This is a genomic window from Streptomyces sp. NPDC003379 (assembly GCF_053589195.1).
In genome coordinates, this window is the sequence record NZ_JBSFRK010000006.1 from 211506 (window position 1) to 230396 (window position 18891).

13 protein-coding genes and 1 pseudogene are annotated in these 18891 nt (G+C 71.6%); 5 read left to right on the plus strand and 9 right to left on the minus strand.

Annotated elements, in window-relative coordinates:
- Positions 1-18 precede the first annotated feature (18 nt).
- The 5 genes from ACWDVB_RS08255 (at position 19) to ACWDVB_RS08275 (ending at position 6638) form a co-directional block, all read left to right on the plus strand.
- Positions 19-312, plus strand: coding sequence for a DUF503 domain-containing protein (locus tag ACWDVB_RS08255; protein ID WP_451518677.1), 294 nt, complete (start codon positions 19-21; stop codon positions 310-312).
- 67 nt (positions 313-379) lie between these two features.
- Positions 380-841, plus strand: coding sequence for a 30S ribosome-binding factor RbfA (gene rbfA, locus ACWDVB_RS08260; RefSeq protein ID WP_451518678.1), 462 nt, complete (start codon positions 380-382; stop codon positions 839-841).
- Positions 838-1746 carry a tRNA pseudouridine(55) synthase TruB gene (gene truB / locus ACWDVB_RS08265; protein WP_451518679.1) on the plus strand — a complete coding sequence of 303 codons (909 nt, stop codon included), beginning with the start codon at positions 838-840 and terminating at the stop codon, positions 1744-1746. Before rbfA ends, truB begins: the two co-directional genes overlap by 4 nt.
- 264 nt (positions 1747-2010) lie before the next feature.
- Positions 2011-5655, plus strand: coding sequence for a trypsin-like peptidase domain-containing protein (locus tag ACWDVB_RS08270; RefSeq protein ID WP_451518680.1), 3645 nt, complete (start codon positions 2011-2013; stop codon positions 5653-5655).
- Between the two features lie 29 nt (positions 5656-5684).
- Positions 5685-6638 carry a bifunctional riboflavin kinase/FAD synthetase gene (locus ACWDVB_RS08275; RefSeq protein ID WP_451518681.1) on the plus strand — a complete coding sequence of 318 codons (954 nt, stop codon included), beginning with the start codon at positions 5685-5687 and terminating at the stop codon, positions 6636-6638.
- Positions 6639-6737: 99 nt separating this feature from the next.
- On the opposite strand, the gene ACWDVB_RS08280 is transcribed toward ACWDVB_RS08275, so the two are convergent.
- From ACWDVB_RS08280 to eccE, 9 genes and pseudogenes are all read right to left on the minus strand, one after another.
- A complete protein-coding gene (locus ACWDVB_RS08280) occupies positions 6738-7739 on the minus strand; it encodes an ABC transporter ATP-binding protein (protein WP_451518682.1) in 1002 nt (333 codons plus the stop codon).
- A gap of 66 nt (positions 7740-7805) precedes the next feature.
- Entirely contained in the window at positions 7806-8831 is a 1026-nt protein-coding gene (locus ACWDVB_RS08285; protein ID WP_451518683.1) for an ABC transporter ATP-binding protein, read from the minus strand.
- Positions 8828-9823: an ABC transporter permease gene (locus ACWDVB_RS08290; protein ID WP_451518684.1), complete on the minus strand. Its 996-nt coding sequence runs from the start codon at positions 9821-9823 to the stop codon at positions 8828-8830. Before ACWDVB_RS08290 ends, ACWDVB_RS08285 begins: the two co-directional genes overlap by 4 nt.
- A complete protein-coding gene (locus ACWDVB_RS08295) occupies positions 9820-10914 on the minus strand; it encodes an ABC transporter permease (RefSeq protein WP_451518685.1) in 1095 nt (364 codons plus the stop codon). The genes ACWDVB_RS08290 and ACWDVB_RS08295 overlap by 4 nt, the downstream gene beginning before the upstream one ends.
- A gap of 3 nt (positions 10915-10917) precedes the next feature.
- Positions 10918-12849: an ABC transporter substrate-binding protein gene (locus ACWDVB_RS08300; RefSeq protein ID WP_451518686.1), complete on the minus strand. Its 1932-nt coding sequence runs from the start codon at positions 12847-12849 to the stop codon at positions 10918-10920.
- A gap of 329 nt (positions 12850-13178) precedes the next feature.
- Positions 13179-16316, minus strand: coding sequence for a MinD/ParA family ATP-binding protein (locus ACWDVB_RS08305; RefSeq protein WP_451518708.1), 3138 nt, complete (start codon positions 16314-16316; stop codon positions 13179-13181).
- Positions 16317-16457: 141 nt separating this feature from the next.
- A pseudogene (locus ACWDVB_RS08310) lies at positions 16458-16814 on the minus strand (SCO5717 family growth-regulating ATPase); the annotation flags it as partial.
- A gap of 77 nt (positions 16815-16891) precedes the next feature.
- Positions 16892-17620 (minus strand): hypothetical protein, encoded by a 729-nt coding sequence (locus ACWDVB_RS08315; protein WP_451518687.1) that lies wholly within the window; start codon positions 17618-17620, stop codon positions 16892-16894.
- Positions 17620-18879, minus strand: a complete 1260-nt coding sequence (eccE, locus tag ACWDVB_RS08320) for a type VII secretion protein EccE (protein WP_451518688.1) — start codon at positions 18877-18879, stop codon at positions 17620-17622. Before eccE ends, ACWDVB_RS08315 begins: the two co-directional genes overlap by 1 nt.
- Between the last annotated feature and the right edge of the window lie 12 nt (positions 18880-18891).

Consider the following 18891-nt stretch of genomic DNA (forward strand, 5'->3'; position numbering starts at 1 on the left):
CGGGACATCCGGACACACATGTATGTGGGGACTCTGTCCTTCGATCTGCTCCTCGGCGACGTACATTCGCTGAAGGAGAAACGCTCCGTCGTGCGCCCGATCGTCGCCGAGCTCCAGCGCAAATACGCGGTGAGCGCGGCGGAGACGGGCGACCAGAACCTGCACCGGAGGGCCGAGATCGGCCTGGCGGTGGTATCGGGCGACTGGGGCCATCTCACGGACGTACTTGACCGGTGCGAGCGCCTGGTCGCCGCCCGGCCCGAAGTGGAGCTGCTGTCGGTCCGGCGGCGGCTGCACGGCGACGACGACTGAACAACAGGACGACTGAACAACAGCAGGACAAGCCCAGGGAATGCCCGGGGATAAGGGAGACGGAGCAGTGGCCGACAACGCGCGGGCGAAAAGGCTGGCGGACCTCATCCGAGAGGTGGTTGCTCAGAAGCTGCAGCGAGGGATCAAGGACCCGCGGCTCGGGACGCACGTGACCATCACGGACACCCGGGTGACCGGTGACCTGCGGGAGGCCACGGTCTTCTACACGGTCTACGGCGACGACGAGGACCGCGCGGCCGCGGCGGCGGGCCTGGAGAGCGCCAAGGGCGTGCTCCGGTCGGCGGTCGGCCAGGCCGCGGGCGTGAAGTTCACGCCCAGCCTGACCTTCATCGCGGACGCCCTGCCGGACAACGCGCGGGCCATCGAGGACCTGCTCGACAAGGCACGGATGTCGGACGAGAAGGTGCGGGAGGTCTCCGCCGGTGCCGAGTTCGCGGGCGGGCCCGACCCGTACCGCAAGCCCGAGGACGAAGACGCAGACCGGACGGACGGCGACGCCCCCGCATGAGCAAGAGCAGCACCACAACGCCGGACGGCCTTGTCATCGTCGACAAGCCGTCCGGCTTCACTTCGCACGACGTGGTGGCCAAGATGCGCGGGATCGCCAAGACCCGCCGCGTCGGCCACGCGGGCACCCTCGACCCCATGGCCACAGGCGTCCTCGTGCTCGGCGTGGAGCGCGCCACCAAGCTCCTCGGTCATCTGGCGCTGACCGAGAAGGAGTATCTGGGCACCATCCGCCTCGGCCAGAACACGATCACCGACGACGCCGAGGGCGAGATCACCTCGTCCACCGACGCCTCCAAGATCACCCGTGAGGCGATAGACGAGGGCATCGCCAAGCTCTCCGGCGACATCATGCAGGTGCCGTCGAAGGTCAGCGCCATCAAGATCGACGGCAAGCGGTCGTACGCGCGCGCCCGCAAGGGCGAGGAGTTCGAGATCCCGGCCCGGCCGGTGACGATCTCCGCCTTCACGGTGTACGACGTCCGCGACGCCGTCGCCGAGGACGGCACGCCCGTCCTCGACCTGGTCGTCTCGGTCGTCTGCTCCTCGGGGACGTACATCAGGGCGATCGCCCGCGATCTAGGCGCCGACCTCGGTGTCGGCGGCCATCTGACCGCGCTGCGGCGCACCCGCGTCGGCCCGTACAAGCTGGACGCGGCCAAGACCCTCGACCAGCTCCAGGAGGAGCTGACCGTGATGCCGGTGGCCGAGGCCGCTGGCCGGGCCTTCCCGCGCTGGGACGTGGACGACAAGCGCGGCCGGCTGCTGCTCAACGGCGTCCGGATCGACATGCCCGAGGAGTACGCGGGTGTGGGCGCCGTCGCCGTCTTCGACCCGGAGGGCCGCTTCCTGGTCCTCGCGGAGGAGTCGCGGGGCAAGGCCAAGAGCCTGGCCGTCTTCGCCTGAGGTGAGGTCAGGTCCGCCGTGGAGCGGGCGTGAGGTCCGCCGTGGAGCGGCGGACTCCGGTACGCCGCTCCACGGTCCCCCCACCCATCCCCCCTCAATCCCCCACTCAAGGTGTATCCATCGAGCCGCCCCGATTCACCCCTTCGGGCAGGCGCTCGGAGTGAACCGGGGGAGCGGAAGGGGGCGCGTTCGCACCGCGTCCTGTCCGGCTGATCATCGCCGACCTACGGTCGGTCGTGGGATGGGCGGCCGGGAGGTTCGAGCATGGCGGGACAGGGCCCACGGGCCGGGGGTGCCGGGGACGCCGCGGGCGCGGGGGAGCGGGGTGGCCGCGCGGTGCTCGACCGGGCTCTGGTGCGGGTCTGCGACCTGGCGGGGCGCCTGCGGGGCACGGGGTTCGCCGCCGACGAGCAGGGCACGGTCATCACCAGTCACGAGGCTGTCGACGGCCTGGCCAGAATCGTCCTGCACGGCCCGGACCAGCGCGTCCGCGCGGTCTCGGCCGACGCCGTGGTGGCGCTGCCCGAGGCCGATCTCGCGCTCGTGCGCACCGAGGGGCTGGGCCTGCGGCCCCTGCCCCTGACCGTGCGGGACTCCGTGTCGACCGGCGCCTATGTGCGGATCGCCGCGCTCGGCTGGCGCGAGGCCCGGGTCCTCGGCTCCTCCGCCGTGACGTACAGGGCGACGGACCGCTTCCATCCGATGGACACCGCCCTGGAGCTGGCGATCGGCACGGACGGCGCCGACGCGCTCCGGCCGGGCGGCGGGGCGGCAGGCGGACCGGTCCTGGACGCCTCGTCCGGCGCGGTCCTCGCCGTCCTGGGCACGGCGCTGCTTCCCCAGGATCCCGGCCCCGACCCGCTGGCCCCGTACCGCCCTCCTGGCTTCGCGGTTCCGCTGTGGGCGGCGGCCGCAGCCGATCCGGGCGGGCCGCTCGCCGCGCTGATCGCGCGCAACGCCGCGACCGTGCCCGCGTACGGCCGCGACCTGAATCTGGCGGGCGCGCTGCATCTGACGGCGACGTCGGCGGGCTCCGACGGGCCGCGCGAGCCGCACATCGAACCGGTCGAACGCCCGGAGGTGACAAGGGAGTTCGTCTCCTTCACCACCGGCTCAACGTACGTGCTCGGCCTGGTCGGAGACCCCGGCACGGGGCGTACGACGGAACTGGCGGCGCTCGCCGCCCGGCGGGCCAGAGGCGCCGAGCCCGCGCCCACGCTGTGGCTGCGCGGCGCCGATCTGCGGGGCACGGACGCGTCCGTGGCCGACGCGGTGGAACGGGCGCTCGACCGGGCGGGCCGGATCGTGGCGGCGTCGGAGGGCCTGGACCTGGGCCAGGGGCTCGGGGACGTCTCGGCGGGCCGAGTGGCACGGCTCGTACGGGACGCGGGGCGGCCGCTGCTGTTACTGCTGGACGGTCCCGAGGAGATGCCGCCCGCGCCGGCGCACCGCCTCGCCCGGTGGAGCGGCGGCACGGCCGAGTGGCTGCGGGACACGGGCACGCGCCTGGTCATCGCCTGCCGGGCGGAGTACTGGGGGGAGGCCGGGGCGCACTTCGACGCGGGTTCGCTGCACGGGGCGTCCGGCGCCGGGTTCCCCGCTTGCGTACGCCTTGACGACCTGACGGAACCGCAGGCGCGGCGGGCCCGCGCGCGGTACGGCATCCCGGACGGCGCGCTCGCCGAAGCCGACGCGCGGCATCCGCTGGCGCTGCGGCTCCTCTCCGAGGTACGGGCCGCCCGCCCCGACGCGCCGCCGCCGGGCACGCCCGGGCGGGAGGAGATCTTCGCCGCCCATCTGGACCTGCTGTGCCTGCGGGTCGCCGTGCGGCTAGCGGCGGCGAACGGTCTGCGGGGCACCGCGGTACGGCGCCTCGCGGCGAAGGTGGCGGGGCAGGTCCACGAGGCGGCGCGGCGCTGCCTCGGCCCCGGGGAGGGGGAGCTGGACCGCGCCTCCTTCGAGACGGTCTTCCCGTGGTCAGCGCTTCCCGCCACCCCCGGCTGCACGGGCTGGGCGTCGGCCGTGCTGGCGGAGGGGCTGCTGGTGCCGGCGGGCACGGGTTACCGCTTCGCGCACGAGGAGGTGGCCGACTGGCTCCAGGGCACGCACCTGGACGTGGACGGTGCGCTGACAGCCCTGGTCCACCACCACAGGCCTCACTCCCCGCCACCTCCGGAACAGCACTCCCAAGCCCACCCTCTCCGGACACCACGCCACCGCATCGGCCCGGTGATCGAGGCCCTGCTGTTGCTGGGGCGGCAGCGGGGGGTGCTGGAACTGAGGGCGAGGTTGGGGGAGTTGGTGGATACGCTGGCGGAGCTGGTGGACGGGGCGGCTGTCACCGACGCCGGTGCGGCACCGGCCGGAGGCGGTGGTGCGGCATCCGGCGCAGACGGCAGTGCCGCATTCGCCGAAGGGACTCCGCTATCCGCTGGCGGCGCCCCTGTGGGGGCTGGCCCCCAGCATGCCGCCACGTCCGGGCCTGCGACAGCCGGACCGCAGTGTGTTGTCGAGTCAGCCTCTCTAGAAGCCGGGCCGCAGCATGTCGTCGAGTGCGCGCTTGGGGCAGCCGGGCCGCAGCATGTTGTCGAGCCCGCGCTTGGGGCAGCCGGGCCGCAGTGTGCCGTCGAGTCAGCCTCTCTAGAAGCCGGGCCGCAGTGTGTTGTCGAGTCAGCCCCTCTAGAAGCCTGGCCGCAGCATGTCGTCGAGTCAGCCCCTCCAGAAGCCGGGCCCCAGCGTGTCGTCGCGTCTGGGCCTGCGGCAGCCGCGCCGCAGTGCGTCACCGCCTCCGCGCCTGCGGCAGCTGAGCCGCACCACCCCGCCACCTCCGCCACCCCCGCCCCACCGGCCCCCGTGTCGACGATCAGCCAGGCGCGGGGCAGTGTGGATGCCGGGGAGGAGGACCGGCGGTGGTGGGCTGTGGAGTTGTTGCGGGGGGTGCTGTTGCGTGTGCCCGACGCGGGGCCTTACCTTCCCGTGCTCGAAGCGCTCGCCGAACGCGCGGAGTTCGGGGTCGCCTTCTGGCTGGGGCTGCCGTTGCGGGACGCGGAACGGTTCACGCTGCTGCGGCGGCTCGTCGTGCGTAACGGGCCACCTGGTGCCCCGGACCGCTGTCTCGACGCCGTCGCCGAGCTCCTCGCCGCCTTCAGCGCCCGCCCGCACCAGCCGGGCCCGGCCGACGGCGACGCCCTGTGCCGCCTCGTCGACGCCGCGACCACGCCCGGCCTCGCGCGCCGCGTCGCCGACCTCGTGCGGGCTCTCCTGGAGGCCTGCCCCGAGGTCGCCGGGGCCGTCGCCGCCCACCTCGATCGGCGGCTCGAACAGGGCGCCGGCGTACGCCCCGTCCTCCTCCTACTGGTGGCCGGGCTGCTGCAGAGCCGTTCCGCGCCGATCAGGGAGGCCCTCGCATCCGTCCTCGCCGCCCCCGGCACCGCCGCCTCGCAGACCCTGCGGGCCGAACTGCTCGACGTACTGCTCAGCCAGGAGCAGGACCCCACGGTCCTGGAGAGCGTCCTGCGGACCGTCGCCGGGGCTGTGGCCGACGGCGCCGCAGAGGGCGGTGAGGCACGCGCCTGCGAGCGCCTGCACCGCATCGGCCTTCTCCTCGGGCGCACTCCGGAGGGCGCCTCCCGTTTCGATCGATGTCTGGTCGAACGGGCCCGCGCCGAGCCGCGCTTCGCCACCCTCCTGGCCCGTCGGCTCCGCGAAGCCCCTCAGGAGTGGGCCGCCCTGATCGGCCCGAGCGCCTCCCGGACGATCCTGGACCTCGCCGAGAGCGTACGGGTGCCGGCCCAGCACCGAGTGACCCCCGCCACCCCCTCCGAGGAGACACCGATGCGAGCAGGGACCCGTCGGCATGGCAGTCTTAGACCTGCGCAATCGGCAATGGGAACGTACAGACGTACGTGACGTACACGGGTTCGGCGAGGAGCAAAGAAGTGCAGCGCTGGCGTGGCTTGGAGGACATCCCCCAGGACTGGGGGCGCAGCGTCGTCACCATCGGTTCCTACGACGGCGTGCACCGCGGTCACCAGCTCATCATCGGCCGCGCCGTGGAGCGCGCCCGGGAGCTCGGCGTACCCGCCGTGGTCGTCACCTTCGACCCGCACCCCAGCGAGGTCGTGCGCCCCGGCAGCCACCCGCCGCTGCTCGCCCCGCACCACCGGCGCGCCGAGCTGATGGCCGACCTCGGCGTGGACGCGCTGCTGATCCTGCCCTTCACCACCGAGTTCTCGAAGTTGTCGCCCGCCGACTTCGTGGTGAAGGTCCTCGTCGACAAGCTGCACGCGCGCGTGGTCGTCGAGGGCCCCAACTTCCGCTTCGGCCACAAGGCCGCGGGCAACGTCGACTTCCTCGCCGAGCTCGGCCGGACGTACGACTACGAAGTCGACGTCATCGACCTGTACGTCACCGGTGACGCCGGCGGCGGCCGGCCCTTCTCCTCCACACTGACCCGGCGCCTGGTCGCCGAGGGCGACGTGACGGGCGCCGCGGAGATCCTCGGCCGCCCGCACCGCGTCGAGGGTGTCGTCGTACGCGGCGCCCAGCGCGGGCGCGAGCTGGGCTTCCCCACCGCCAACGTGGAGACGCTGCCGCACACCGCCATCCCCGCCGACGGCGTCTACGCCGGGTGGCTGCACGTCGAGGGCGAGGCGATGCCGGCGGCGATCTCCGTCGGGACGAACCCGCAGTTCGACGGTACCGAGCGGACCGTCGAGGCGTACGCGATCGACCGCGTCGGCCTCGACCTCTACGGGCTGCACGTGGCCGTGGACTTCCTCGCCTTCGTGCGGGGCCAGGCCAAGTTCGACTCCATCGAGGCGTTGCTGGTCGCCATCGCGGACGACGTGAAGAAGTCCCGCGAGCTGATCGAGGAGGCGCAGGCCGCCTAGCCGCCGCGGGCGGTGCGTGTTCTCTTCGCGGCCGCGCGTACGTCGTGGTTGCTCGCGCGGTCCCCCGCGCCTCTGAGGGGGGCACCGCAAGGCGCCCCTTCAGGGGCGCGCGGCCCGCTCCCGAGCCCAATGGCACGCCACCTGCGTCTCACCGCCCCCCGAAAGCACCGCCAGATCCTCCCCGCGGCAGCGGTCCGCCACGCCCGTCCGCCCGGCCTCGCCCGAGGCGAGCACCTGGCACCGCGCATGGAACCGGCAGCCCCCCGGGATACGGGACGGATCCGGCGGCTCGCCCGTAAGGACCACCGGCTCACCGGGGGCCTCCGGGAGGACCGACAACAGCGCTTGCGTGTAGGGATGATGAGGAGCCGTCAGCACCTCCTCCACCGTGCCCGTCTCGACGATGCGGCCCAGGTACATCACCGCGACGCGGTCCGCGATGTTCCACGCCAGGCCCAGATCGTGCGTCACCACGAGCGCCGAGAGGCCGAGTTCGTCCCGCAGGCGCAGCAGCAGGGCGAGGATCTCCCCGCGTACGGAGGCGTCGAGGGAGGCCACCGGCTCGTCGGCGACGATGAGTTCGGGTTCGAGGACCAGCGCGCCCGCGATGACGACGCGCTGGCGCTGTCCGCCCGACAGTTCGTGCGGGTAGCGCAGGAAGAAGCGCTCCGGTGGGCGAAGCCCGGCCCGTGAGAGGGCCCCGGCGACCGCGGCCCGCTCGTCACCCGCGTACCCGTGGATGCGCAGCCCCTCGGCCACGGCCTCGTACACCGTGTGCCGGGGGTTGAGCGACCCGCTGGGGTCCTGCAGGACGAGCTGGACGCGCTTGCGGTACGCCTTGAGGGCGCGCCCGGAGTAGTTCAGCGGCTTCCCCGCGAACGTCACCCTGCCGGAGGTCGGCTGCACCAGGCCCAGCAGCGAACGGGCCAGCGTCGTCTTGCCGCAGCCCGACTCGCCGACCAGGGCGACGATCTCGCCGCCCACGATGTCGAGGTCGACGCCGTCCACCGCCCGCGCGGTCGGCGCGCCCCTGCGGCCGGGGAAGGCGATGTGCAGATCGGCGGCGGACAGCAGAGGGCCGCCGGGCTCGGGAATGGTCATGCGCGGCTCCTCCTGCAGGCGGGTGCTTCGGTCACGGCGTGCGCTCCGCTCCACGGCGGCTTCGGGTCACGGTGTGCGCTCCGGCGCCGGTTCGGCCATGGGCCGCACGGGAAGCGGCGCGCCCGCGTGGACGCACGCGGCACGGTGGTGCGTACCCGCGTCCCGCAGGGCCTGGTCGTCCGTCGCGCAGGAGTCCAGGGCCACCGGGCAGCGCGGATGGAACGTACAGCCCGTGGGGAGCGCCGACGGGTCGGGCGGGTCGCCCGGCAGGCCGCGCGGTGCGAACCGGGACGCCGCGTCGCCGATCCGCGGGAAGGCGGCCGACAGGGCCTTGCCGTAGGGGTGCCGGGCGTTCTCGTAGACCTGCGTGGCCGGGCCCTCTTCGACGACGCGGCCCGCGTACATCACCGCGAGCCGGTCGCAGGTGTCGGAGAGCACCGCCAGATCGTGGCTGATCATCATCAGGCCGAGATCCTGCTCGGTCACCAGCTGTTCGATCAGGCGCAGGATCTGGGCCTGGATCATCACGTCGAGCGCGGTGGTCGGCTCGTCCGCGATGATCAGGCGGGGGTCGCAGGCCAGCGCCATGGCGATCATGACGCGCTGGCGCTGGCCGCCGGACAGCTCGTGCGGATACGCCTTCGCGCGGGCGGCGGGCAGCCCCACGTGTTCGAGGAGTTCGCCGACTTTCCTTTCCGCGCCCGCCTGCGTCGCCTTCTTGTGGAGCAGGATCGGCTCGGCGATCTGGTCGCCGACGCGGTGCACGGCGTTCAGCGAGTGCATCGCGCCCTGGAAGACGATCGAGGCGCCCGCCCAGCGCACCGCCCGGACCCGGCCCCACTTCATGGTGAGGACGTCCTCGCCGTCGAGCAGGATCTCGCCGGACACCTTCGTGCCCGCGGGGAGCAGCCGCAGCAGGGCCAGCGCGAGCGTCGACTTGCCGCAGCCCGACTCGCCGGCGACGCCGAGCTTGTGGCCCGCGTCGACGTGGAGGCTGACGCCACGGACGGCGGCGGCGCCGTTCGCGTACGTCACTTCGAGGTCGCGTACGTCGAGGAGACGCCGGTCGTTCGCTTGGGTCAGGTCGGTCAACGGGAGGCCCCCAGTCTGGGGTTGAGCACGGATTCCACGGCGCGGCCGCACAGCGTGAACGCCAGTGCGACGATCGCGATGGCGACGCCGGGCGGGGCGAGGTACCACCAGTGGCCCGCGCTGACCGCGCCCGCCTCGCGCGCGTCCTGGAGCAGGCCGCCCCACGAGACGCTCGTCGGGTCGCCGAGGCCGAGGAAGGCGAGCGTGGCCTCGGTGAGGATGGCGCCGGAGATGACGAGGGTGGTCTGCGCGAGGACGAGCGGCATGACGTTGGGCAGCACGTGCCGGCCCATGATGTGGCCGTGGCCGCCGCCGAGCGCCCGCGCCCGCTCGATGTACGGCCGTGACTCGACCGCCAGCGTCTGCGCGCGGACCAGGCGTGCCGTCGTGGGCCAGGTCGTCACGCCGATCGCCAGGATGATCGTCCAGATCGAGCCGGACAGCACCGCGGCGAGGGCGATGGCCAGCACCAGCGTCGGCATCACCAGGAACCAGTCGGTGACGCGCATGATGACGGTGGAGTACCAGCCCCTGAAGTGCCCGGCCGTGATGCCGACGAGCGTGCCGATGGCCACCGAGAGCACGGCGGCGAGCAGCCCGACGGTCAGTGACATGCGCGCCCCCCACACCAGCAGGCCCAGCAGGTCACGTCCGAACTGGTCGGTGCCCAGCGGGAACGCACCGCTCGGCGACTCCATCGGCTCGCCCGGCGCCTCGGTGACGCTCTGCGCGTCCGAGCCGACGAGCACCGGCGCGAAGATCGCGGCGAGCCCGATCAGCACGAGCGTGGCAAGCCCGAAGAGCCCGGTCCGGTGTGTGCGGTACTCCCGCCAGAAGCGCACCGCGGAGTGCCGGCGGCGGGTCCGGGCGAGGGACCGCGCGCTCTTCCCGGTCGCGGCGGGCGCGGTAGGGGAGGTGGGGCTGGCGGGGGTGGAGGAACCGGTAGGGCTGGCGGGGTCGGTGGGGCTGGTCGGTGCGGATTCGGTCGTCATCGGCCCACCCGGGGATCGAGCAGCGGATAGATCACGTCGGCCAGGGTGTTCATCAGGATCACCGCGGTGGAGAAGACGAAGAACAGCCCCTGCACCAGCGGCAGATCGGGCACGCTCAGCGCCGAGTAGAACAGCCCGCCGAGCCCCGGCCAGGAGAAGACGGTCTCGACGAGGATCGCGCCCGCCACCACCGTGCCGAGATTGACGAACATCAGCGTGACGGTCGGCAGCATCGCGTTCGGCACGGCGTGCCGGCGCCGCACGAGGTCGTCCCTGAGCCCCTTGGCGCGCGCGGTCGTCAGATAGTCGCCGCCCATCTCGTCGAGGAGGGAGGACCGCATGACCAGCAGCGTCTGCGCGTACCCGACGGCGACCAGCGTGATCACGGGCAGCACCATGTGGTGGGCGACATCGACGACGTACGCGAAGCCCGTCTCACCCCCCGACTCCAGTCCACCCGTCGGGAACATCCCGGGAATCGGCCCGATCCCCACCGCGAACACGATGATCAGCAGCAGCCCGAGCCAGAACGACGGCACGGAGTACAGCGTCAGCGCGAGGCCGGTGTGGAAGCGGTCGCCCAGCTTGCCGTTGCGCCAGGCGGTGCGCGTGCCGAGCCAGATGCCGATGAGCGTGTAGAGGACGTACGCCGTTCCGGTGAGGAGCAGCGTGGCGGGCAGCGCCTCCGTGATCTTGTCCATCACGGGGGCGTGGAACTGGTACGACGTTCCGAAGTCGCCGCTCAGGACCTTGCCGGTGTAGTCCCAGAACTGGGCCATGACCGGCTTGTCGAGGCCGAACTCCTTGCGCATCGCGGCGAGCTGTTCGGCGGAGACGCGCTTGCCGCCCGTCATCTGCTTGACGGGGTCGCCGGGGATCAGCCGGAACAGGAAGAAGCTGGTGACGAGCACGGCGAACAGCGACACGATCGCGCCGCCGAGCTTGCCCGCCACATAGAGGAGGTAGGCACGGGCGTTGCGGACCCGCGGCCCGCGGGCCGACGAGAGCCCGGCCGCAGCCGGTTCGCCGTCGGCCCCGGGACCCGGTGGGCCCTTGGTGTCGAGCAGTGCGGGATTGCTGTCAGCGGTCATGCGTTACTCGCGGTCCTCTGCGGTCGAACGGCGGCGCAGGGCGAACAGGACTCCGCCGCCCACGAGCACCACCGCGGCAGCGGCGATACCGATGATGACACCGGTCGAGCTGCCGTCCTTGGAGGAACTCTTCCCATCCGCGGGGACGGCCGACCACCAGCTCCAATATCCATCCTGGCCGTAGATGTTGCCGGCGGCCGTCGGCATGGTGGTGATGGACTTGATCTGGTCGGTGCGGTAGGCCTCGACGGCGTTCGGGTACGCGAGGACGTTCATGTACCCGGAGTCGTACAGCCACGACTGCATCCGCTCGACGATGTCGGCCCGCTTGTCCGGGTCGTACTCGGCGAGCTGCTCGGCGTAGAGCTCGTCGTACTTCTTGTCGCAGATGAAGTTGTCGGTGGCGGCGCTCTCCTTGGCCTTCACCGGCAGCGCGGCGCAGGTGTGGATGCCGAGCACGAAGTCCGGATCGGGGTTGACGGACCAGCCGTCGAAGGCGAGGTCGTACTCGCCCGCGTACCAGGGCACGGAGACGTCGTCGAGGCAGTTGACCTTCAGCCCGATGCCGAGATCCCCCCACCACTCCTTCAGATACTTCCCGACCGCCTTGTCGTTGGGGTCGGTCGCGTGGCACAGAATGCGCAGGTTCAGCGGCTTGCCGTCCTTGCCGACGCGCTGCCCGTCACTGTTCTCCTTGTAGCCCGCTTCGTCGAGGAGCTTGGCGGCCCTCTCCGGGTCGTACTTCATCTCCTGGTCGGCGGAGGGCTTCCAGGCGTACTCGGAGAAGCGCGGCGGAATGTAACCGGCGCCCTCGACGGCGTTGCCCTGGAACACCTTGTCGACGATCGCCTCGCGGTCGACGGAGAGGAACAGTGCCTGACGGACCCTCTTGTCCAGCAGGGCGGGGTGCCCGTCACCGAACCTCTTCCCGTCCTTCGTCTTCGCGCCGGGGTTGGTGGCGATGGCGAAGAAACGACGCCCGGGCCCCTCATTGACCTTGACGTTCTCCTCGTTCTCCAGGGACTTGGCCTGCGCCGGAGTGAGCGCGGGCTGCCCGGCGACGAACGACACCTCACCCTTGCGCAGGGCGGAGACGGCGGCGTCCTGATCCTTGTACGTCTTGAAGACCAGCTCGTCGAACTTGGCCGCACCGCGCCAGAAGTCCTTGTTGGCCTTGAGCCGGACGTACTGGTCGACCTTGTAGTCCGTCAGGATGAACGGCCCGTTGCCGACGACAGGGAAGTCCTTGTCGTTGTTGAACTTCGAGATGTCATCGACCTTCTCCCAGACATGCTTGGGAACGATCGGCACGTCGAGAGCAGCCATCGTGGCCTGCGGCTTCTTCAACTCGATGACCAGCTTGGTGGGGCTCGGCGCGGTCACCTTCCTGAAGTTGGTGACGAAGTTCGAGTTCGCGGTGGCGGTGCCCTCCTTGGACATCACCTTGTTGAACGTCCACGCCGCGTCCTCGGCGGTGGCGGGCTTCCCGTCCGACCACTTGGAGTCGTCGCGGATGGTGTACGTCCACGTCAGCTTGTCGGCAGACGGCTTCCAGTCGGTGGCGAACCCGTCTATGGCCTTGTTGTTCTTGGCGTCGTAGTTCGTCAGGTACTCATACGTCAGCCGGTGGATGCTGGTGCTGAGCAGCCGCTGGGCGAGGAACGGACTGAGCGAGTCGACGCTCTGCGCCACGGCGACGGTGAGGACCTTCTTGTCGCCGTCTTCGGCCTGCGCCTGCTGCGGGGCCGGGTTGAGCGGTGTGGCGAGACCGGCCGTCAGAGTGAAGGCGGCGGCGCCACCGGCGAGCGTAAGCTTCAGGCGGCCGCGGCCGCGGCTGTGGCCGCCGGGGCGGGGACAGGGGCGAAGGCGGGGGGTCCGTGGTGCCGCCGTTTCGGCTGCTTCTGCTGATCTGCCGTGCTGATCTTGTGTGTCCATGGGTCGTGACCTCGCGTCATCGCTCACACAGGGATGGCTGGTTACACGCAGGTGGATCAAGGAACGTCAGCTGGTTGATGTGTGTTTACCAGCGCCAGTCTGCACGCGTCAACGGCGGGTGAACCCCATGTGGCCTGCGGAAATAACGAGTTGACCGTGATTTCATCCGCATTGGTCAAGACCTCTGACGCATGGCTGGTGAGGGGGTGGCGGCGGAGGGAGGGGGGCTTGACCTGCTGGTCTGCGCCGACCGTGCCGACAGCACGCCGGTGGGCCCGCACCGAGAACGGTGCGGGCCCACTGAGGAGTCACGGTGACTGCTGCTACTGCTACTGCTGCGGAGGCGGCGGCTGCTGGAAGGGTGCCCCCGGCTGGAACGGGGCGCCGGGCTGAACGGGGGGCGGAGCGTGTCCGTCCTGGTTCTCAGCCTGAGCCTGAGCCTGAGGCGGTTGGGGCTGGGGCTGGGGCTGATGGGGTGTCGGCGCTTGCTGGGGCGGCTGGGCTTGCCAGCCGTGTGGAGCGTCGGGCTGCTGCGGGTAGGGCTGCTGCACGGGCTGGGGTTGTTGCTGAGGTTGCGCTTGCGGTTGCGGTTGCTGAGGAGCGTACGGCTGCGGCTCCTGCGCCCCGTACGGCTGAGGCTGCCCGGCCGCGGGTGCTTGCTGCACGGGCGCCTGCTGCTGGCCGGGCATCGGCGGAGCCATGTGCGGCGGCGGATTCCCGTCCGACGTCCACAGCCCCTGCTGCTGCTGAGCCCGCACGAAGTCCTCGGCCACCATCGCCGAGAGATTGAAGTACGCCTCCCGCACCTTCGGCCGCATCATGTCGAGATCGACCTCCGCACCGGCGGCGAGATGCTCGTCGAAGGGAACGACGACAACCCCCCGGCACCGTGTCTCGAAGTGCGACACGATGTCATCGACCTTGATCATCTTCCCGGTCTCCCGCACGCCGGAGATGACCGTGATGGACCGCGAGACAAGATCGGCGTACCCGTGCGCGGACAGCCAGTCCAACGTCGTGGACGCACTGCTCGCACCGTCCACCGACGGCGTCGAAATGATGATCAGCTGATCGGCGAGGTCGAGCACCCCACGCATGGCGCTGTAGAGCAGCCCCGTACCGGAGTCCGTCAGGATGATCGGGTACTGCTTGCCGAGCACGTCGATGGCGCGCCGGTAGTCCTCGTCGTTGAACGTGGTCGACACGGCCGGATCGACGTCGTTGGCGATGATCTCGAGCCCGGACGACGCCTGCGAGGTGAAGCGCCGGATGTCCATGTACGAGTTGAGGTATGGGATCGCCTGGACGAGGTCACGGATGGTGGCCCCGGTCTCGCGCCGCACGCGCCGCCCGAGCGTACCGGCGTCGGGGTTGGCGTCGATGGCAAGGATCTTGTCCTGCCGCTCGGTGGCCAGCGTCGACCCCAGCGCGGTGGTGGTGGTCGTCTTGCCCACGCCACCCTTGAGGCTGATGACAGCGATCCGGTAGCACGACAGCACCGGCGTCCGGATCAGCTCCAACTTCCGCTGCCGCTCGGCCTCTTCCTTCTTCCCGCCGAGCCTGAACCGAGAACCGCCGCCCGTGGGCCGGCTGCTCTTCGCCTTCGACTTGGTGTTGCGCAGCAGCCGGTCGGAGGAGAGCTCGACGGCGGCGGTGTACCCGAGCGGGGCACCCGGGTTGGTCCGCTCCCGCTGATCGTGCTGAACGGCCTGCGGCCAGGCGGCACCGGTACGAGGATCGACGGGGGGCGCGGGCTGCGGCTGCGGTTGCTGGTTCTGAGCCTGGATGGGCGGCAGCGGCAGCGGCTGTGCCTGCGGCGCGGGCGGCTGCTGCGCCTGGGGAGCGGGAGCTTGCGGGAACCCGTAACTTCCGCCCTGCGGAGCCGAGGCGGTAGCGACATGACCGGGCGCACCCGGCTGCGGGAACCCATAACCGCCCTGCGGCGCTGGGGCAACGGGAGCCGGACCAGGCGCCGGACCAGGAGCGGGCGCGGGCGCTGGCGCTGGCGCCTGAACGGGCGCGACGGGCGCCGACTGCGGAAACCCGTACGCCCCCTGAGGAGCCTGCACCGGCACATCGGCAACCGGAGCACTGGGCGACGACGGCCACGCACCAGGAGCGGCCTGCGGCTGAACCGCGGCCGGAGGCTGACCCTGAGACTGCTGCTGCACGGGCGCGGCAAAGGGAGCCGACGCAGGCGGCGCGGGCTCGGGCTGTACGGGCTGCGCGGTCGGCGGGGCTTGTGTGGGTGCGGGCGCGGCGACGGGCGCCGGTTGGACGGGGTGGGCAGGCGGCGGGGTCTGCGCCTGCACGGGCTCGGGCTGCGCGGTCGGCGGGGCCTGTGTGGGTGCGGGCGCGGCGACGGGCGCCGGTTGGACGGGGTGGGCAGGCGGCGGGGTCTGCGCCTGCACGGGCTCGGGCTGCGTGGTGGGCGGGGCTTGTGTGGGTGCGGGCGCGGCGACGGGCGCCGGTTGGACGGGGTGGGTAGGCGGCGGGGTCTGCGCCTGCACGGGCTCGGGTTGCGTGGTGGGCGGGGCTTGTGTGGGTGCGGGCGCGGCGACGGGCGCGGGCTGAACCGGCTGCGCGGGCGGCGGAGCCTGTGTAGGCGCGGGCCACTGCGGCGCCGAGGCCGGAGCCGCGGGCTGGTAGGCGGGCGGCAACGGCGGAAGCCCGCTCTGCGGCACGGGCGGCGGCGGAGCCCAGGAAGAGGGCACGGAGTCCTGCACGTCAGCGCCGCTATTGCCACTGCCACTGCCACTGCCATCGCCATCACCGGCGGAGACGACGGCGGGATCCTGCGGCTCGGCCTCACCAACACCCGCACTGACGCCCGCGCGCTCCTCACCCGCGCGCTCCTCACCCACGCCTACGACGGACGCGGAACCAACCACCACGTCGTCACGCGAGACATCCCCCTCACCGGACAGTTCGGAGCCGACCTGCCCCGCCCCCGCGACCTCACCTTCGGCAGCGGACGCGCCCTCGGGCTCAGCCGCGACCTCGGAAGAGGCGGCACGCTCCTCGATCTCCCGCTTGAGAGCACGGGCGGAGAACCGCATGGTGGCACCACTCTCAAGGTCACCACTCTCAAGGTCGCCACTCCCCAGGCTCCCCGAACCAGCCTCATCGAGTTCAACGTCGGCCGCCGAAGCCCCCGCAGCCTCAACCACCTCACCAGCAGAGTCGGCGTCAACCTCGTTCTTGGGCACGACCCCGGTCACATGGACGGAAGCGGCAGGCCCGGCAACGGCAGCGCTCCAGTCGGTGGCCCCACCACCGGACGCCACCGACGGCACGTCAGCGGCATCCGGTGCGTCCCGCTCCTCATCCGGAGCCGCAGGCTGAAACCCGCTCCCCACGGGAAGCTTCGGCATCACACTGGGAACACCGTTCGAGGACGCGTCGGACGGCGGCTCATCAGGGGCGGGCGGAGCCAGGGGCGCGGGCGGCGCGGCGAAGGAGGGCATGACAGGAGCAGGAGCAGGAGCAGGAGTAGGAGCCGGAGCGGGCGCACCCGAAGCAGGAGCCTCCGAGGCAGGTTCGGAGGGAGCCGAAGCCGAGACGGGCGGCGAGGACGGAGTCTCCCCCGCACTGCCCGAAGCATTCTGCGTATACCAGGCAGGCGGGGCGTAGTCGATGGTGAACTCGCCCGTCGTCTCGGCGGCGGACTCCGCGTCGGACTGATCATCGACGGGTGAGTCCCAGCCCCCGCGGATCTCGTCCCGATCGCTGTTCACAATGCCTCCTGGTGTGGTCGAGCACCCTCGTGCCGTGGTGGGGGGCGACCGTTCCTGTCGTCCGATCCGCCTGGCTCTCCCCGTTGAGACGCACGCGACCCGCACGCGGGTTTCCGGCGTCACGCCCTGCCCCAGACTAATCACCAAAACCACCGGCACGGCAGGGCAGCCCACCCCACCTGTGCTGGCCATTGCGTCACGCTCCACAGAAGAGCGATCCACGTACATCAAAACGCGCCGGACAAACCCCCCAACAACGGATGGAAGGCGCCCAACGCGACGTCAACTCGCCCTCCGACTCAGCCTCAGTCCATCCGTCGAGCGGAACCCAACAATCCGGTCTCGGTATCAGTGGCCTGCGTCATCACGTACTGCCGGTCCCGATCGGCACACCACAACGTCACCCCATCGGCGAGCGTCGGCAACGAATCCACGTCCCCCCGGGGCAACCCCAGCGACCGCCCGATCTGCACCGCCTCGTCCGGCGAGACCCGCTGCACCCCCACAAGCCGGGCCTGCCGCATCAGCCGGGGTGCAACAGGACTCAGATAGGGCAACACCGTCAGCACCGACTGCCAGGGCCCGGCCACAACCCGCCCCCGAGGCGGCCGCATCCCACAGTCCCGCACCACAAGCACAGGACTCCCGGCCGACGCCCCCAAAGGCGGCACCCGCCCCACCTCATGCACAGCCATCCCGCTCTGCCCCGCCCCAAGCGCCCGCAACAACTGCCCCCACGCCTCCGCCCGCCCGGTCTCGACCGCCACGCGGGCCCCGGTGGCGGCAGCCCGAAACGCGATGACCTGAGCCGTCCAGAGTCCTCCGATGAGCAGCACGTCGTAAGGCGTGGGCCGGTTGACCCCGAGGACCGCGGGCACACCCTGCGCGTCCACGCCGATGACGACCCCGTCGTCACCGATGGGCAGTGAAAGCGCGTCCACCTCATCGGGCGGGAGCGCATGCCGTCCGTGGCGCGGCCCGAGGATCCCGAAGCCGCGGCGCAGCGCGGTGCCTCCGGGCAGCGGCGTGGCCATCAACGGGCACCGCCGAGCGGCAGTGTGGCCAGCATTCCAGGCAGTTGCTCGTGATCGAGCCGCATCAACGTGCTCCCCGCCTGACGGGAAGCGCGCTCGACAGCGCCGCGAGCCGCCGCGAGCTCGGCCTCGCTGCGCCCGGTCACCCGCACATGCCCACGCAACGAGACTTCCTGCCGATCGGCGCGCCCCAGCGTCAGACTGAAGGTCGTGGCCAGCGTCGGAACAGCGGTGAGCAGGGCCACCAGCCGAGGCAGCGACGGTTCCCCGGAAACCCCGAGCCGGGGCCAGCGTCGCACCCAGTAGGTCGTGTGCCGCCGATTGTCGCAGCGCCACGCGCGCGGGGACTCCTCCGTCCGCCGCTGCGGTTCCTCGGTCCGCCCGGCCTCCGCCGTCACCAGCGGATTGGCACAGGCCGACGTGGCGATGGCGGAGGTCAGTCCGTCCTCGCTCAGCACCGTCGCCCGGAAGCCCGCCCCGGTGAGGCGGCTCGCCAGTTGGTCCACGGCACGCACCACACATTTCTGCGCCCCGACAAGACCGCCACCACGTGCTGCCACTGCCTCGGCACACAGCTCAGGGTCGAGCTTCAGGGCGATCCAGGTGATCCGAACCGCGGGCGCCCCGGTCTGAGCCTGCAGGGGAGCGTAGTTGCTGACCGCCAGTGAGTCCTGCGGCAGGTGCAGCGCGGGCGCCGGCTGGGTGTGCAGCACGATCTGCGCCGACTCGAGCCGGATACCGTCCACTTCGAGCGCGTCGCGCACCAGCCCGACCGGCAGTGCCTGCCGTTCCCGCTCGGCCCGCAGCGGGGTCGAGTCCGACTCGATCTGCAGCACCGCGGTCACGAAGGTGCCGTCTCCCACCATCCCGAATTGCCGCCCGTCCTGGCCGCTGTACGTGTACGTGCGCAGTGCGGGGTCGCACTCCACAGCAAGAGCGAAACCAGGCTCTGTGCCCGGCGGTATCGGCGTACTCGCGGCGAGGCGTCTGCGGGCCCACAACGCCCGCACCACGCCCAGCCATTCGGGCAGGGGGCGCCCGTGACGACGTACGACGACGAACGCCACCAGCACGGCTGCCACCGCAGCCGTCAGTACGACCGTCGGCGGGCCCACGACCCAGGCGGTCAGCAACAGGGCAGCGGTGACCTCGATCAGCACGAGTCGTTGCAGGCGAAACGAGCTGAACTGCCGTGAGCGGGCGCGGAGACGAAACGCGACGACCGTCCCCGTGGCCCTGTTCCGCAGTGCGGAAGCCATCAGCCCCAACCC

What these genes read in the sequence shown, in the direction of transcription:
- ACWDVB_RS08255 (WP_451518677.1), top strand. Translation starts at nt 19, where the DNA reads ATGTATGTGGGGACTCTGTCCTTCGATCTGCTCCTCGGCGACGTACAT.
- truB (WP_451518679.1), top strand. Translation starts at nt 838, where the DNA reads ATGAGCAAGAGCAGCACCACAACGCCGGACGGCCTTGTCATCGTCGAC.
- ACWDVB_RS08270 (WP_451518680.1), top strand. Translation starts at nt 2,011, where the DNA reads ATGGCGGGACAGGGCCCACGGGCCGGGGGTGCCGGGGACGCCGCGGGC.
- ACWDVB_RS08280 (WP_451518682.1), bottom strand. Translation starts at nt 7,739, where the DNA reads ATGACCATTCCCGAGCCCGGCGGCCCTCTGCTGTCCGCCGCCGATCTG.
- ACWDVB_RS08290 (WP_451518684.1), bottom strand. Translation starts at nt 9,823, where the DNA reads ATGACGACCGAATCCGCACCGACCAGCCCCACCGACCCCGCCAGCCCT.
- ACWDVB_RS08295 (WP_451518685.1), bottom strand. Translation starts at nt 10,914, where the DNA reads ATGACCGCTGACAGCAATCCCGCACTGCTCGACACCAAGGGCCCACCG.
- ACWDVB_RS08300 (WP_451518686.1), bottom strand. Translation starts at nt 12,849, where the DNA reads ATGGACACACAAGATCAGCACGGCAGATCAGCAGAAGCAGCCGAAACG.
- ACWDVB_RS08305 (WP_451518708.1), bottom strand. Translation starts at nt 16,316, where the DNA reads ATGCCCTCCTTCGCCGCGCCGCCCGCGCCCCTGGCTCCGCCCGCCCCT.
- ACWDVB_RS08315 (WP_451518687.1), bottom strand. Translation starts at nt 17,620, where the DNA reads ATGGCCACGCCGCTGCCCGGAGGCACCGCGCTGCGCCGCGGCTTCGGG.
- eccE (WP_451518688.1), bottom strand. Translation starts at nt 18,879, where the DNA reads ATGGCTTCCGCACTGCGGAACAGGGCCACGGGGACGGTCGTCGCGTTT.